Origin of the sequence: Mycobacterium hippophais (assembly GCF_027529605.1) — a bacterium.
Taxonomy (GTDB): domain Bacteria; phylum Actinomycetota; class Actinomycetes; order Mycobacteriales; family Mycobacteriaceae; genus Mycobacterium; species Mycobacterium arseniciresistens.
This window is the reverse complement of record NZ_JAPZPY010000005.1, coordinates 117127-132407: the sequence shown is the minus strand read 5'-3', so window position 1 is coordinate 132407 and position 15281 is coordinate 117127. Positions and strand designations below refer to the sequence as shown.

General features: G+C 68.9%; 15 protein-coding genes. 8 read left to right on the top strand and 7 right to left on the bottom strand.

Annotated elements, in window-relative coordinates; all coding sequences use genetic code 11:
- Nucleotides 1-6: 6 nt before the first annotated feature.
- Together O6P37_RS13755 and O6P37_RS13750 are read left to right on the top strand one after the other, a co-directional pair.
- On the top strand, nucleotides 7-1155 hold the full coding sequence (locus tag O6P37_RS13755) for a uroporphyrinogen-III synthase (protein WP_269894594.1): 1149 nt from the start codon (nucleotides 7-9) through the stop codon (nucleotides 1153-1155).
- Nucleotides 1152-1847, top strand: a complete 696-nt coding sequence (locus O6P37_RS13750; protein ID WP_269894593.1) for a sirohydrochlorin chelatase — start codon at nucleotides 1152-1154, stop codon at nucleotides 1845-1847. Before O6P37_RS13755 ends, O6P37_RS13750 begins: the two co-directional genes overlap by 4 nt.
- Before the next feature lie 16 nt (nucleotides 1848-1863).
- Here O6P37_RS13750 and O6P37_RS13745 read toward each other — a convergent pair whose 3' ends face one another.
- From O6P37_RS13745 to O6P37_RS13730, 4 genes are all read right to left on the bottom strand, one after another.
- Nucleotides 1864-2592 carry an ANTAR domain-containing protein gene (locus tag O6P37_RS13745; RefSeq protein ID WP_269894592.1) on the bottom strand — a complete coding sequence of 243 codons (729 nt, stop codon included), beginning with the start codon at nucleotides 2590-2592 and terminating at the stop codon, nucleotides 1864-1866.
- Nucleotides 2593-2648: 56 nt separating this feature from the next.
- The gene (nirD, locus tag O6P37_RS13740; protein WP_269894764.1) at nucleotides 2649-3002 is read right to left on the bottom strand and encodes a nitrite reductase small subunit NirD; all 354 of its coding nucleotides are present in this window, start codon (nucleotides 3000-3002) and stop codon (nucleotides 2649-2651) included.
- Nucleotides 3003-3019: 17 nt separating this feature from the next.
- Nucleotides 3020-5593, bottom strand: a complete 2574-nt coding sequence (gene nirB, locus O6P37_RS13735) for a nitrite reductase large subunit NirB (protein WP_269894591.1) — start codon at nucleotides 5591-5593, stop codon at nucleotides 3020-3022.
- A 97-nt stretch (nucleotides 5594-5690) separates the two neighbouring features.
- On the bottom strand, nucleotides 5691-6404 hold the full coding sequence (locus O6P37_RS13730) for an isocitrate lyase/PEP mutase family protein (protein WP_408633173.1): 714 nt from the start codon (nucleotides 6402-6404) through the stop codon (nucleotides 5691-5693).
- A 153-nt stretch (nucleotides 6405-6557) separates the two neighbouring features.
- Between O6P37_RS13730 and O6P37_RS13725 the strand changes: the two genes are divergently transcribed.
- From O6P37_RS13725 to O6P37_RS13705, 5 genes are all read left to right on the top strand, one after another.
- Nucleotides 6558-6854: a hypothetical protein gene (locus O6P37_RS13725; protein ID WP_269894590.1), complete on the top strand. Its 297-nt coding sequence runs from the start codon at nucleotides 6558-6560 to the stop codon at nucleotides 6852-6854.
- Between the two features lie 99 nt (nucleotides 6855-6953).
- A complete protein-coding gene (locus O6P37_RS13720) occupies nucleotides 6954-7775 on the top strand; it encodes a hypothetical protein (RefSeq protein WP_269894589.1) in 822 nt (273 codons plus the stop codon).
- A 59-nt stretch (nucleotides 7776-7834) separates the two neighbouring features.
- Nucleotides 7835-9820: a fumarate reductase/succinate dehydrogenase flavoprotein subunit gene (locus O6P37_RS13715; RefSeq protein ID WP_269894588.1), complete on the top strand. Its 1986-nt coding sequence runs from the start codon at nucleotides 7835-7837 to the stop codon at nucleotides 9818-9820.
- Between the two features lie 2 nt (nucleotides 9821-9822).
- Nucleotides 9823-10575, top strand: a complete 753-nt coding sequence (locus O6P37_RS13710) for a succinate dehydrogenase/fumarate reductase iron-sulfur subunit (RefSeq protein ID WP_264011467.1) — start codon at nucleotides 9823-9825, stop codon at nucleotides 10573-10575.
- 150 nt (nucleotides 10576-10725) lie between these two features.
- Complete coding sequence (locus tag O6P37_RS13705) at nucleotides 10726-10881, top strand: hypothetical protein (protein WP_264011468.1); 156 nt, start codon at nucleotides 10726-10728, stop codon at nucleotides 10879-10881.
- Between the two features lie 6 nt (nucleotides 10882-10887).
- On the opposite strand, the gene O6P37_RS13700 is transcribed toward O6P37_RS13705, so the two are convergent.
- Nucleotides 10888-11373: a flavin reductase family protein gene (locus tag O6P37_RS13700; protein WP_264011469.1), complete on the bottom strand. Its 486-nt coding sequence runs from the start codon at nucleotides 11371-11373 to the stop codon at nucleotides 10888-10890.
- A 164-nt stretch (nucleotides 11374-11537) separates the two neighbouring features.
- On the opposite strand from O6P37_RS13700, the gene O6P37_RS13695 reads away from it, so the two are divergent.
- Nucleotides 11538-12203 (top strand): GAP family protein, encoded by a 666-nt coding sequence (locus tag O6P37_RS13695; protein ID WP_269894762.1) that lies wholly within the window; start codon nucleotides 11538-11540, stop codon nucleotides 12201-12203.
- Nucleotides 12204-12207: 4 nt separating this feature from the next.
- Here O6P37_RS13695 and pe read toward each other — a convergent pair whose 3' ends face one another.
- Both pe and O6P37_RS13685 read right to left on the bottom strand, forming a co-directional pair.
- A complete protein-coding gene (gene pe / locus O6P37_RS13690) occupies nucleotides 12208-13380 on the bottom strand; it encodes an acyltransferase PE (RefSeq protein WP_269894587.1) in 1173 nt (390 codons plus the stop codon).
- 62 nt (nucleotides 13381-13442) lie between these two features.
- A complete protein-coding gene (locus tag O6P37_RS13685) occupies nucleotides 13443-15218 on the bottom strand; it encodes an AMP-binding protein (protein ID WP_269894586.1) in 1776 nt (591 codons plus the stop codon).
- Nucleotides 15219-15281: the final 63 nt, after the last annotated feature.

Genomic DNA, 15281 nt, shown 5'->3' with positions numbered 1-15281 from the left:
GAGAGCATGAGTGAGCCTGACTGGGCGCCGCTCACCGGCTTCCGGGTAGCGGTGACCTCCGCCCGCCGAGCCGACGAACTGGCCACGCTGCTGCGGCGCCGGGGCGCCACCGTGACCAGTGCCGCCGCCATCACGATGGTGCCGCTGCCCGACGACGACGAACTGCGCTCGCACACCGAGGCGCTGATCGAGGTACCGCCGGACATCGTCATCGCCACCACCGGCATCGGTTTCCGCGGCTGGGTCGCGGCCGCCGACGGCTGGGGGCTGGCGAGCGAGCTCATCGCCTCGCTCGGCAAGGCCCGCATCGTCTCCCGCGGACCCAAGGCCACCGGGGCGCTGCGCGCGGCCGGACTGCCCGAGGAGTGGTCGCCGGAATCGGAGTCCTCCCGCGAACTGGTGCACTACCTGGTCGAGGGTGGCATCGCCGGCATGCGCATCGCCGTGCAGCTGCACGGCGCCACCAACGACTGGGATCCCTTCCCCGAGTTCCTCGACGAGCTGCGAGCCGCCGGCGCCGAGGTGGTGCCGATCATGGTGTACCGGTGGTACCCGGCTCCCCGCGACGGCGAGTTCGACCAGTTGGTGGCGGGCATCGCCGACGAGAAGTTCGACGCCGTCAGCTTCACCTCCGCGCCCGCGGTGGCGTCGGTGCTGATGCGGGCCACGGAGCTGGGCATCGCCGACCGGGTGCTGTCGGCGCTGCGCACCGACGTGCACGCGATGTGCGTCGGGCCCGTCACCGCGCGACCGCTGGTGCGCCTCGGCGTGCCGACCTCCGCGCCGGAACGGATGCGGCTGGGTGCGCTGGCCCGGCACATCACCGACGAGCTGCCACTTCTGCAGTCGCGCACCGTGAAGGTCGCCGGGCACGTGCTGGAGATCCGCGGCACCTGCGTGATGGTCGACGGCGTGGTCAAGTCACTCTCGCCCGCCGCCATGGCGACGATCCGCGCACTGGCGCACCGGCCCGGAGACGTGGTGTCGCGCACCGACCTGCTCGACGCCCTGCCCGGCGGCGGCACCGACACCCACGCGGTGGAGACGGCCGTGCTGCGACTGCGAACTGCGTTGGGCGACAAGCACATCGTTTCGACCGTGGTGAAGCGCGGCTACCGGCTGGCGGTCGACGAGGGAATGGCGGCGGCCCGGTGAACCCCGCGGCCCACCTGGTGCTCGTTGCGCACGGCACCCGCAAGCAGCGCGGCGTGGCCCTGGTGGGTGACATCGCCGCGCAGGTCGCCGCGACGCTGGGGCGTCAGGTTAACGTCGCGTTCGTCGACGTGCTGGGGCCCACGCCGGCCGAGGTGCTCCGGAGGTTGCCCGACGCACCGGCGCTCGTGGTGCCGGCGTTCCTGTCGCGGGGTTACCACGTCGGAGTCGACATCCCCGAACACGTGCATGCCAGCGGCCATCGGGACGTGACGGTCACCGACGCGCTGGGGCCCGATCCGCAGCTGATCCGTGTGCTGGCCGACCGCCTCATCGAATCAGGTTGGCAGCAGGGCGATTCGGTGGTGCTGGCCGCGGCGGGCACCTCGGACCCTGCGGCGCAACGCGACCTGCATACCACCGCGACGTGGCTGTCGGCGCTGACCGGGTCCCGCGTCGAGCTGGCCTACGCCGCCACCGGCGAGCCGCGGGTGGCCGACGCGGTCGCCGATCTGCGCCGGCGCGGCCGCCGCCGCGTGGTGGTGGCGTCCTACCTACTGTCCGAGGGCCTGTTCCAGGATCGACTGCGCGCCAGCGGCGCCGACATCGTGACCGCCCCGCTGGGCACGCACCCGGGGCTGGTGCGCCTGATCGCCAGCCGGTTCCGGCGGGCGCGGGTGACGGTTCCGGCGTAGCGCTCGACCGGTGATGTCAGTTGACGTTGTCGGCGTCCTGCGGGCCGCCCGCGACCAGTAGCCGGGCCACCGACTCGATCGAGTCGTGCTGCTCCTTGGCCATCGCGACGAGCAGCGAGTACGCCTGCGCGACGTCGGCGCCGAACTTTTCCATCAACAGCAGCTTCGCCTGATTGATCACGTCCCTGCGGGCCGACCCGCGGCGGGACTGCCCCGTCATCAGCAGCCCGATGTGCCGCGCGAGCAGTTCGGCGGTTCCCTCGACGCCGTCCTCGAGTGCGCCGGCCTGGTCGGCGTAGAGATTCAGCGCCGCCCGGACCTCGCCTCCGAGGCACACCGGAACCGCCACCACCGCGCGTACCGGCGTGCTCACCATCGCCTGCCGGGCGAACGCCGGCCACCGGGTGTCGTCGGTCAGGTCGTCGGCGCGGTACGGCCGGCCGTCGTAGGCCGCACTGAGACTCGGGCCCTCGCAGACGCGGCGCGTGATGTTGTCCAGGACGAGCGGATGGCCGTCCGTGGCGGCCATCGACCGGATGAGGATGCCTTCCCCGATACAGGTGATGCCCGCGTGGTCGACACCCGGCAGCAGGCGCACCGCCAGCATGGTGATGTCACCCAGCCGCTCGGTGTTGGCGCGGCGCTGACCGTTGTCGGCCATGAGCGCGATCGCGTCATCGATGCGCCTGCCGATGTCGCGGCGCCCCAGCGAAGGTTCGTCGACGCATTCACCACCCGGCGACATGCGGCGGAGGTACCCGCGCAGCGCGCAGGCAAACGTCAGATTTGGCGCGACCGTCGCTAGGCCGGCGCGACCTCGACGAACCCGTCGGCGGTGATCCGGGCGCGGTACACCGGCAGGGACGCCGCCGGATCGTCCAGGCAGCTGCCGTCGTCGAACGCGAATGCCTGCTTCTTGATCGGCGACTGCACGGTGGCGCGGCCGGCCCGGTCCCCGACGATGCCGCGCGACATCACCGCGGCGCCCGAGAACGGGTCGATGTTACCGACGGCGGCCAGCGTTCCGTCGTCCAGCCGGAAGAGCGCGACCTGGGAGCCGTCGGCGAGCAGCACGCCGACGCCCCGGTTCGGGATCAGGTAGTCGTACCGGCAGGCCGGCGTCCAGTCCGCATCATGCTGCGGATCGCGTTCCATGCGGTCGTCGATGAGCGTCATGTGGTCTCCTGCATGGGCTTGATCGTGGGCATTCCGATCGACACCGGCACCTTGCGACCGCCGTTCTCGGTGAACTCGACGGTCGGGTCGGGCACGTCCGGCGCGTTGACGAACGACACGAACCGCGACAGCTTGTCCGGGTCCTCGAGGACGCCCTTCCATTCGCAGGCGTAGCCGTCGACGTGGCGGGCGACGGCGTCCTCGAACTCGGCCGCCAGGCCCAGCGAGTCCTCGCAGACCACCTCACGCAGGTGGTCCATCCCGCCGTCGAGCGCGTCGACCCACGGCGCGGTGCGCTGCAGCCGGTCGGCCGTGCGGATGTAGAACATCAGGAACCGGTCGATGTAGCGCACCAGGGTCTCGTCGTCGAGATCGCCGGCGAGCAGTTGGGCGTGCTTGGGTGTCATGCCGCCGTTGCCGCCGACGTAGAGGTTCCACCCCGTCTCGGTGGCGATGACGCCGACGTCCTTGCCGCGCGCCTCCGCGCACTCGCGGGCACAGCCCGACACGCCCATCTTGATCTTGTGCGGGGATCGCAGCCCGCGGTAGCGGAGTTCGAGGTTGATGGCCATTTGCACCGAATCCTGCTGGCCGTAGCGGCACCAGTCGCTGCCCACGCAGCTCTTCACCGTGCGCAGTGACTTGCCGTAGGCCTGGCCGGACTCCATCCCGCCCTCGACGAGCCTGCGCCAGATATCGGGCAGCTGATCGACCCGGGCGCCGAACATGTCGATGCGCTGACCGCCGGTGATCTTGGTGTAAAGGCCGAAGTCGCGGGCGATCTCACCGATCAGGATCAGGTGCTCGGGCGTGATGTCGCCGCCCGGCACCCGCGGCACCACCGAGTAGCTGCCGTTCTTCTGGATGTTGGCCAGGAAGTGGTCGTTGGAGTCCTGCAGCGACGCCTGCTCGCCGTCGAGGATGTGGTCGGAACTCGTCGACGCCAAGATCGAGGCGACCGTGGGTTTGCAGATGTCGCAACCCTTTCCGGTGCCGAAGCGTTCGATCAGGCCGGTGAAGGTGCGGATCGAGGTCGCGGAGACGATCTCGAACAGCTCACTGCGCGACTGGCTGAAGTGTTCGCACAGCGCCTTGGACTGCTCGACGCCCTCGGCCTCCAGCAGCTGCTTGAGCAGCGGCACGCACGACCCGCACGACGTGCCTGCCTTGGTGCACGCCTTCAGCCCCGCGACGTCGCAGCAGCCGCCGGCGATGGCGCCGCTGATGTCGCCCTTGGTGACGTTGTTGCACGAGCAGATCTGCGCGGCCGGCGGCAGCGCGCCGACACCGAGTTGACCTGCGCCACCCTCGCTTCCGGCCGGTGCGATCAGGGCCATCGGGTCGCCGGGCAGCTCTTCGCCGACCATCGGCCGCAGCACCCCGTAGGCCGACGCGTCGCCGACCAGGATCCCGCCGAGCAGCGTCTTGGCGTCGTCGGAGAGCACCAGCTTCGCGTAGGTCTGGTTCACCGCGTCGTTGACGACGACCTCGAGGGACTTCGGGGTGCGGCCCATCGCGTCGCCGAAGCTCGCCACGTCCACGCCGAGCAGCTTGAGCTTGGTGGACAGGTCGGCCTCGGGGAACTCGGCCGCACCGCCGAGCAGTCGATCGGCGACCACCTCGGCGCTGGTGTAACCGGGGCCGACGAGTCCGTAGCAGCGGCCCTCGATGGCGGCCACCTCGCCGATCGCGAAGATGGCGGGATCGCGGGTGGCACAGGACAGGTCGGTCAGCACGCCACCGCGCTCGGCGAGCTCCAGCCCGGCGTCGCGGGCCAGTTCGTCGCGCGGCCGGACACCGGCGGCGAAGATGACCACCGCGGCGTCGATGAAGCTCCCGTCGCTCAGCGCCACCCGCATCGAGTCGTCCTCGGCGGACTTCTTCAGCGGCCGGTTGCGCTGCGCCGGCCTGATCGACTCGGTGCCGACGTCGGTGTGCACCGTGATGCCCAGCTCGGTGATCATCCTGCCCAACAGGGCGCCGCCCGCCTCGTCGAGCTGCTGCGCCATCAACCGCGGCGAGCGCTCCACGACATGGGCGTTCAGGCCGAAACCGCGCAACGCGTTGGCGGCCTCGAGACCGAGCAGACCGCCGCCGATCACCACACCCACCGGGGTGCGGCCGGTCTCGCGGGCCCGCACGGCGTCGGCGCGGATGGCGTCGAGGTCGTCGAGGGTGCGGTAGACGTGGCAGGCGGGCAGGTCTCGGCCGGGCACCGGCGGCACGAACGCATAGGAGCCCGTGGCGAGCACCAGGGCGTCGTAGCCGATCGTGGCGCCATCGGCGGTGGTGACCGTCCTGGCGTCCCGGTCGATGGCGGTGACCGGGCTGCCCAGCTTGAGCGTGACGCGGTCGTCGCCGGCGTAGTCGTTGCCAGGCAGCGCCAGCAGCGCGCGGTCCCAGTGTTCGGTGTAGGCGGTCAGCCCGACCCGGTCGTAGGCGGCGTCGACCTCCTCGGCCACCACGGTGACCTGCCAGGTTCCTGCCTCGTCGCGCGCCCTCAGGGCCTCGACGAACCGGTGTCCGACCATGCCGTGGCCGACGACCACGACGTTCTTCGTTGACGGCATGGCCCGAGGCTAGGGAGCCGATATTGCCGCAATGTCGCCCTGTGTGACGCTGCCATCACGGTGTGCTCACGGGCGGCGGGGCGGGGGTGTGAGCGCTTCACTTCCAGCGGTCGAGCAACTCCTTGGCCCGCTTGGCCAGCGCGAACTGCAGGAACGGCCCGAAGCTGACCCGGGCGACGCCGAGCGGACCGAACGACGCCGGGTCGTCCTCGTCGGGCAGCCCGATCGCGTTGACCGGCAGCGGCAGCTCCGAGGTGAGCCGGCGCAGCGTGTCCGCGTCGTGGCGGCCCACCGGATAGAGCACGTCGGCGCCCGCCTGCGCGGCCTCGGTCAACCGGGCGACAGCCCGTTCGACGCGGTCGGCGTCATCGCCGTCCTTGCGCAGGAAGAGGTCCGTGCGGGCGTTGACGACGACGTGCACACCCGCGTCGTCGGCGGCTTTGCGCAGCGCGCCGACGAGTTCGGCGTGGTCGGCCGACGACCGCAGGCGGCCACCCTCGGCGTGCACGGTGTCCTCGATGTTGAGTCCGACCGCGCCCACCCCGAGCAGTCCCTCGATCAGCCGCGTCGGGGCCTCGCCGTAGCCGGACTCGATGTCCACCGACACCGGCACGTCGACGGCCTCGGTGATCTGCGCGACCCGGGTCAGCAGTTCGTCGAACGTCATGCCCTCGTTGTCGGCCCGACCGACCGAGTCGGCCACCGGATGGCTGCCCACGGTCAGCGCCGCGAACCCCGCGTCCACGGCCAGCTTCGCCGACCAGGCGTCCCACACCGTCGGCAGGATGACCGGGTCACCGGGGCGGTGCATCGTCAGCAGCGCGTCCGCCCGGGTCTTCAGAATTTGCTTGTCCACCACGAAGTCGCTCCATCTGACGTGATCTGTCTCACGCCGCAGTCGGTGATGTGGCTAGCATCAATTGCGTAATGTGATTCACGACACCCTTCAGCCCAAGGAGGTCACTTGTCCAGCACAACCGAGTTCAGCGAGCTGCACGAACTCATCGGCGGCCTGCGCCGATGCGTCGCTTCGCTGGCGTCGAAGTACGGCGACTCGCCAGCGATGCGTCGCATCGTCAATGATGCCGAACGCATCCTCAACGACGTCGACCGCCTCGACATCGACGCCGAGGAGCTCGAGCTCGGTCGCGGGGTGAGCCGCCACCACCACATCGGAGAGAAGATCGCCATCCCCGACACCCAGTACGACACCGATTTCTGGCGCGGCGTCGACGACGAGGGTCTCGGCGGCACCCGATGAGTCACCGCGCGGGTGACGTCTGCCCGCGCGCCGCTTGAAAGCCACCGCCGCGGGTAACCGCCCGGTTGGTCGACCTCGACAGATTCGCGAAAGGTAACAGTGAGCGCACCCACCGCCGACCGGGACGGCACCGGCGTCTTCTCACCGACACGAGCCGAGATCAAGCAGCGCACCCTGCGCACCGACCGCTGGTGGCAGTCACCGCTCGTCGTCGACCTGGGTTTCGCCGCGTTCGTGATCTACGCGACGGTGCGGGCATTCCTGCAGCGGGACTACTTCGTCCCCGAGTACCACTACCTGACGCCGTTCTACTCACCGTGCATCAGCACCGGCTGCCTGCCCGAGGCGAGCGGCTTCTGGCCGCAGTTCGTCCCGGCCTGGCCGATCCTGCCGTACGCGCTGCTGTCGCTGCCGTTCCTGCTGTTGTTCCGGCTCACCTGCTACTACTACCGCGGCGCCTACTACCGGTCGGTGTGGCAGGCGCCCACCGCGTGCGCCGTCGCCGAACCGCACGCCAAGTACACCGGCGAGACCCGGTTCCCGCTGATCATCCAGAACACCCACCGCTACTTCTTCTACATCGCGGCGCTCATCTCGGTGATCAACACCTACGACGCGATCATCGCCTTCCAGTCGCCCAGCGGCTTCGGATTCGGCCTGGGCAACATCATTCTCGTGGTCAACGTGGTGATGCTGTGGGTCTACACGATCTCCTGCCACTCCTGCCGCCACGTCGTGGGCGGACGTCTCAAGCACTTCTCGAAACACCCTGTGCGCTACTGGCTCTGGACGAAGGTCAGCGTGCTCAACACCCGGCACAAGCTGTACGCCTGGATCACCCTCGGCACGCTGATGCTCACCGACTTCTACGTGATGCTGGTGGCCAGCGGCACGATCTCGGACCTGAGGTTCATCGGCTGAGATCACCCGACCGACAGTGCAATTCGAGACAACAGGACATGGAAGACGAGTGAGGACACATGGCTGAGGCCGAGCTGGAACGGCACGAGTACGACGTCGTCGTGATCGGTGCCGGTGGCGCAGGACTGCGAGCGGTGATCGAGGCCCGCGAGCGCGGCCTGCGCGTCGCCGTGGTGACCAAATCGCTGTTCGGCAAGGCGCACACCGTGATGGCCGAAGGCGGTTGCGCTGCGGCGATGAAGAACGCCAACCCCAAGGACACCTGGCAGATCCACTTCGCCGACACCATGCGCGGCGGCAAGTTCCTGAACAACTGGCGGATGGCCGAGCTGCACGCCCAGGAGGCGCCCGACCGGGTGTGGGAGCTGGAGACCTACGGGGCGCTCTTCGACCGCACCAAGGACGGCCGGATCAGCCAGCGCAACTTCGGCGGCCACACCTACCCGCGGCTCGCGCACGTCGGCGACCGCACCGGCCTGGAGATCATCCGCACCCTGCAGCAGAAGATCGTGTCGCTGCAGCAGGAGGACAAGCGCGAACTCGGTGACTACGAGGCCCGCATCCGGGTCTTCCACGAGTGCTCCATCACCGACCTCGTCCTGGACAAGGGGCCGAGCGACGATCCCAGCGCCGAGCACGAGGCGACCGGGGCGCCGGGCAAGAACCAGGGCAGGATCGCCGGCGCGTTCGGCTACTACCGCGAGACCGGGAACTTCGTGCTGTTCGAGGCGCCCGCCGTGGTGCTGGCGACCGGTGGCATCGGCAAGTCGTTCAAGGTGTCGTCGAATTCGTGGGAGTACACCGGTGACGGCCACGCGCTGGCACTGCGGGCGGGTTCGAGCCTGATCAACATGGAGTTCATCCAGTTCCACCCCACCGGCATGGTCTGGCCGCTGTCCGTCAAGGGCATCCTGGTCACCGAGGGTGTGCGCGGCGACGGCGGAGTGCTGAAGAACTCCGAGGGCAAGCGGTTCATGTTCGACTACATCCCGGACGTGTTCAAGGGCCAGTACGCCGAGTCCGAGGAAGAGGCCGACCAGTGGCTCAAGGACAACGACTCGGCCCGCCGCACCCCTGACCTGCTGCCCCGGGACGAGGTGGCCCGTGCCATCAACTCCGAGGTGAAAGCGGGCCGCGGCACGCCACACGGCGGCGTCTACCTCGACATCGCTTCGCGCATGCCGACCGAGGAGATCAAGCGGCGGTTGCCGTCGATGTACCACCAGTTCATCGAGCTGGCCGAGGTCGACATCACCAAGGACGAGATGGAGGTCGGACCGACCTGCCACTACGTGATGGGCGGCATCGAGGTCGACCCGGACACCGGGGGCGCCGCCACCGCCGGGCTGTTCGCCGCCGGCGAGTGCTCCGGCGGCATGCACGGCTCCAACCGTCTGGGCGGCAACTCGCTGTCGGACCTGCTGGTGTTCGGCCGTCGCGCCGGTCTCGGCGCCGCGGACTACGTGCGGGCCCTGTCCGACGAGCGGCCGAAGGTGTCGCAGGAGGCGGTCGACGAGGCCGTCAAGATGGCACTCGCCCCGTACGACACCCACGAGAATCCGGAGAACCCGTACACCCTGCACGCCGAGCTGCAGGAGTCGATGAACGACCTGGTGGGCATCATCCGCAAGGAGGACGAGATCCAGTCCGCCCTCGACAAGCTCGACGAGCTGCGCGCCCGCGTGCAGAACGTCACCGTCGAAGGCGGCCGGGCGTTCAACCCCGGCTGGCACCTGGCCATCGACATGCGCAACATGCTGCTGGTCAGCGAGTGCGTGGCTAAGGCGGCGATGCAGCGCACGGAGAGCCGCGGCGGGCACACCCGCGACGACTATCCCGAGATGGACTCCAAGTGGCGCAACACGCTGCTGGTCTGCCGCACCGACGACGTCGCGACCGTGGACAAGATGGTGCCGGGCGTGACGGTGGAGGCCGAGGAGCAGGTGCCGATGCGCGAGGACCTGCTCGGCTGCTTCGAACTGTCCGAGCTGGAGAAGTACTACACCGACGGTGAACTCACCGCGCATCCCGAACGGAAGGGCTAGACATGGCTGCCTACACCGCAAACCTGCGTGTCTGGCGCGGCGACGTCAGCGGCGGTGAGCTGCGCGACTTCCAGGTCGAGGTGAACGAGGGCGAGGTGGTGCTCGACATCATCCACCGCCTGCAGGCCACCCAGACCCCCGACCTCGCCGTGCGGTGGAACTGCAAGGCGGGCAAGTGCGGGTCGTGCTCGGCCGAGATCAACGGCCGGCCGCGGCTGCTGTGCATGACCCGGATGTCCACGTTCGGTGAGGACGAGACCGTCACCGTGACGCCGCTGCGGACGTTCCCGGTGATGCGCGACCTCGTCACCGACGTGAACTTCAACTACGAGAAGGCCCGGGAGATCCCGGCGTTCACGCCGCCGAAGGACCTGCAGCCCGGTGAGTACCGGATGCAGCAGGAGGATGTGAACCGCAGCCAGGAGTTCCGCAAGTGCATCGAGTGCTTCCTGTGCCAGAACGTGTGTCACGTGGTGCGCGACCACGAGGAGAACAAGGAGGCGTTCGCCGGGCCGCGGTTCCTGATGCGCATCGCCGAACTCGACATGCATCCCCTCGACGTCGCCGACCGCCAGAACATGGCGCAGGAGGAGCACGGCCTCGGCTACTGCAACATCACCAAGTGCTGCACCGAGGTGTGCCCCGAGCACATCAAGATCACCGACAACGCACTGATTCCGATGAAGGAGCGCGTCGCCGACCGCAAGTACGACCCGGTGGTGTGGCTGGGCAACAAGCTGTTCCGGCGGGGCTAGGGCTTAGCGCCAACGTCGTCGCCAGTGTGAAACGTGGGCGGAAATCCTCAGGGATTTCCGCTCACGTTTCACGTTCGGGGCCCACCGCCGGGAACTCATCGGCGTACCCTCGGCAACAGCGGCCAATCAACGACGAAAGGCAGCCAGTCCATGACTCAGATCCACAGCGTCAACGACATTCGCACCGCCATCCGCGAGCTGTCCGCCCGCGCAGCGCTGGCACGCAAAGAGGGCCGGCCCGGCGACGCGGACGAGATCGAACAGCGGATCCAGCACTACCGCGAGGAACTCGCCGCCCGCCCCTGACGGGCATCAGTCACCCAGCCGCCGGAAGGCGCTGCGGTGGAACACGATCGGCGCCACGTCGTCGTGCACCCGGATGTCGTTGACCCGGAGCACGACAATCGTGTGGTCGCCGGCGGTCACCAGCTGTTCGATGGCGCTCTCCAGCCACACACTGGTGCCCTCGATGAACACGGCGCCGGTCTCTGTCGAGACGGTCTGCAGGCCCGCGAAGCGGTCACCGGTCTTGGCCGCCAGGGTGCGGGCGGCGGCGTCGTGGGCCTCCCCGAGCACGCTGATGCCCAGCGACGGCAGGCCCTTGAGCTTCGGCCAGGTGGTCGAGCTGTTCTGGACGCAGAACGACACCAGCGGCGGATCCAGCGACACCGGCACGAAGGTGCTGGCCGCCAATCCGACCCGGGCGCCGTCCACCTCGGCGGCGATCGCGATGACACCGGTCGGGAAGTGTCCGAACGCTTCGCGCAGCAAGGCCGGACTCAGGTCTGTGGCGCTCATGTCCTTCCCATCTTCACACAGCGGTCGTCTGTCCATGATGGCCGTCGACGGCGGCGCCGACCACAGTCGCGATCGCCGTGAACGCAAGCCCGCGCGACCGGCGGTGTCCGGCGGATCATGGGGGCGGGAGAAGTCGCCGCGCGGCCGGTAACGTGACGCCGACCATGTGGATACCGCTGCTGATGATGGCCGTAGCGGTCAGCCTGGAACCGTTCCGCATCGGCATGACGGTGCTGATGGTCAACCGGCCCCGGCCGGGCCTACAGCTGCTCGCCTTCCTCACCGGCGGGTTCGCGATGGGCATCGCGGTGGGCGTGGTGGTGCTGTTCGTCCTGCGGCCCGCGCTGGGCTCCGCGCACTTCACCCTGCCCCGGGTGCAGATCGCCATCGGTGTCCTGCTGCTGGCCAACGCGGCGCTGGTGACGGCCGGCCTGTGGGGCGGTCAGCGCGACGACGGGGCGCCGGGCCGATTCCGGGGACCGCTGGCGACCCGGGCGCGTCAGCTGGTCACCGGCGGTTCGCTGTGGACGGCGGGCGTCGCGGGCCTCGGCATCGCGCTGCCGTCCGTCGACTATGTGGCGGCGCTGGCGCTCATCGTCGCCTCCGGCGCCACCGCCTCCGTACAGGTCAGTGCCCTGGTGCTGTTCAACGTCGTGGCCTTCGCGCTGGTCGAGATCCCGCTGCTGGCCTACGTGGTGGCCCCCGACCGCACCCGCGCCATGCTGGCGGCGCTGTACGAGTGGCTGCGCTCCCACGGCCGCCTGGGCGTCGCCGCACTGCTCGCTCTAGTCGGCTGTGTGTTGGTCGGCGCGGGGATCGCCGGACTTTAGGCCGCTACGGCTTCGGCGGGTTGTTCAGCACGAACTGCGCACCGGACAGCAGCTGCGAGATCGGATCGGTGCCGCCGCCGCCGAACGATGCGTCGGTGGACGGCGCGGTGACCTCCGCGGGGTCGTAGCCGTTGACCGGATCCACCGTGATCGGCGCGGTAGCCGGATCGTTGTTGCGCGAGTATCCGGCGTCGACCATGGGCAGCAGGACACTGTCCAGCCGGTTCAGCGTCGGCTCGTCGACGCCGAGGTACTTGAAGGCCATCACCAGCGGCAGATGCTGCTCGGGCACCATGTACGACGTCGTCTTCGCACCCTTGGAGTTGACCGTCGTCCGGATGTTGCGCTCCGGCACCTTGATGTTGCTCGGGTCGGTGAAGGCCACGGCGGTGTGACCGGTCGCGAGACCCGCGATCGCGTTCACCACGCTCATCCAGTTGTTGTCCGGCTGATCCGGCCAGTCGGCGATGCTGTCGTAGGGCGAGATGAATTGGTACGTGTCGTACTGACTTTCGACCGGCGCAGGGATGCGGTAGTCCAGGGACGGAACGACGGCGCCGACCGGGAACATCTGGGTCAGGAAGCCCTCACCGAAGGCGTGCTTGCCCACCGGGTCGCCGAACATCGCGAAGCTGAGCTGATCCCGCGGCGGCGCGTTCGGGTCGTTCGCGAGCTGCGCCTGAACCTCGTTGAGCACCATCGCGCCCTCGGAAAGGCCCATCACCGTGCCCGGGCCGCCCGCCTTGATGGTTTGAATGGTGTGCGGCGCCCCCACGGTGACCGATTCACCGACGCTGGGACCGTCGAGACCCAGACCGGGCAGGATCTCCTCGCCGACCGCGCCGATCCCCGGGAAGAACCGTTCGAGCGTGTGGCCCTGCACCTGCCCCGCCGGGTAGCGGACGATCTGCTTCTGTTCCTGGTTGTCGGGGAACCACTTCTTGCCGGTGTCCATGATGTATTGGTCGTACGGGATGCCCAGCACGTGCGCACCGCCGAGCGCGTAGCCCTTGCCGGGCGTCCCGATCCCCGGCGGCGAAGGTGAGGTGTCGGGCGCCCCGCGATCGGCGGTCCAGCCGGGCTGCGGTTCTTCGGCCGCCGCGGATCCGGTGCCGCCGAAAACGCCTGTGGCACTTACCGCCATCAACGCAGTGACCGAGACGAGAAGCCTCCGCATTACCACTCCCGCCTATGCGTGTGCACTGATCCGAACCCTACCTTGTCTTCCATTCGCCCAGGTCAGGCGTCGAGCCGGACGAACTCGTCCTGCCGGTACTGCTCGACGCACGCTGCGCGCCGGATCTTGCCGCTCGTGGTGGTGGGGATCGAGCCGGGAGGCACCAGGACGAGGTCCCCGACGTTGAGGCCGTGGGCGTTGGAGATCGCGGAGGTGACGTCGCTCTTGACGTCACTGAGCCAGTGCCCCGCCTCGACCGTCGACTCACCACGCTTCTTCACCTCGATGACGGTGACCAGCTTCTCGGTGCTGTTCACCGGGACCGCGATCGCCGCGACCCGGCCGCCGGTGATCTGTTGCACCGTCGCCTCGATGTCCTCGGGATAGTGGTTGCGCCCCCGGATGATCAGCAGGTCCTTGATGCGGCCGACGATGAAAAGCTCGCCACCGGAGACGAATCCGAGATCGCCGGTTCGCAGCCACGGCCCTTCGACGGTGCCCGGCGACGGGTCGACGATCGTCGCCCCGAAGCAGCGCTGCTCCTCAGGCGGCCTGCTCCAGTAGCCGGACGCGACGTTGTCGCCGTGTACCCAGATCTCGCCGACCACGTCCTGCGCGCATACCCGGTTGGTGTCGACATCGACGATCCGGACCACGGGTGACTGCGGCAGGATGTAGCTCGCCAACGCGGAGCCGGCTCTGGGCGCACACCGCTTGGCGCGGCCCGCGGACAACTCGTCGACGTCGAAGTGCGCGGCGTCCGCCGACTCACTCCAGCTGCCGGTGGCCACGAACACCGTCGCCTCCGCCAGCCCGTACGACGGGCGCAGCATGTGGTCTCGGAAGTCGAAGTGCGCGAACCGGTCTGCGAATCGTTCCAGAGTCGCCGGCTCGACGCGTTCGGCGCCGTTGATGATGCCCACCACCCCGCCGAGGTCGAGTCCGGCGAGGTCGCTGTCCTTGGTCTTGCGGGCGGCCAGGTCGAAGGCGAAGTTGGGCGCCGCGGAGAAGGCGCGGGGATTCTCCGCCAGCGCCCGTAGCCACCGGGACGGCTTCTCCAGGAACGCGACCGGGCTCATCAGCGCACCGGGATAGCCGCTCAGGATGGGGGCGCAGACGCCGAGCACCAGACCCATGTCGTGGTAGAACGGCAACCACGACACGAATGTGCCACCGGTGGCGGCGGTCTGCGCATCGGCGAAGAAGGTGCGCATCAGCTGCTCGAAGTTCACCTGCAGGTTGCGGTGGGAGATGATGACACCGGTCGGCAACCGGGTCGAACCCGAGCTGTACTGCAGGTAGGCCGTGCTGGGATATCCGTCCGCCTCGAGGCCCGGCCCGTCGGCGGCGACGTCGAGATTCAACGCGTCGACCGCGACGATCTTCGGTGCGGTGTCCATCTGGGACTGATCGACGTAGTCGCCGACATCCTCGGCGGCGGCGGACGTCGTGAGCACCACTGCCGGTTTGGTGTCGAGAAACACCGAACTCACACGCTCGTGGCTCGAGCCGCGATGTGGCAGCGGCAGCGGCACCGCGACGAGACCGGCCTGCATGGAGCCCAGGAACGCGAGGATGTACTCCATGCCCTGCGGGGCGAGGATCACCGCCCGGTCACCCACCGAGGCGTGCAGCCGGATCTCGCGCGCCACGTTCATGGTTCGGCGCGAGAGCTGCGACCACGTCACGGTCTCGGTGATCCCGGACGGGTCATCGGCGTACTCGGTGAAGGTGAACGCGACGTCGTCGGGCCGCATGCTGGCGCGCCCGTGCAGCATCGACAGGATCGTGGATGCGGGGACATCCGCGCCGCTGAAATCCGTGGGGAGCTTCGTCATCCGTACTCCTGATCGCTCGGCTTCGTTCCGAAGCCTCGCATACATCGTGTGTGTGGCTCGCCG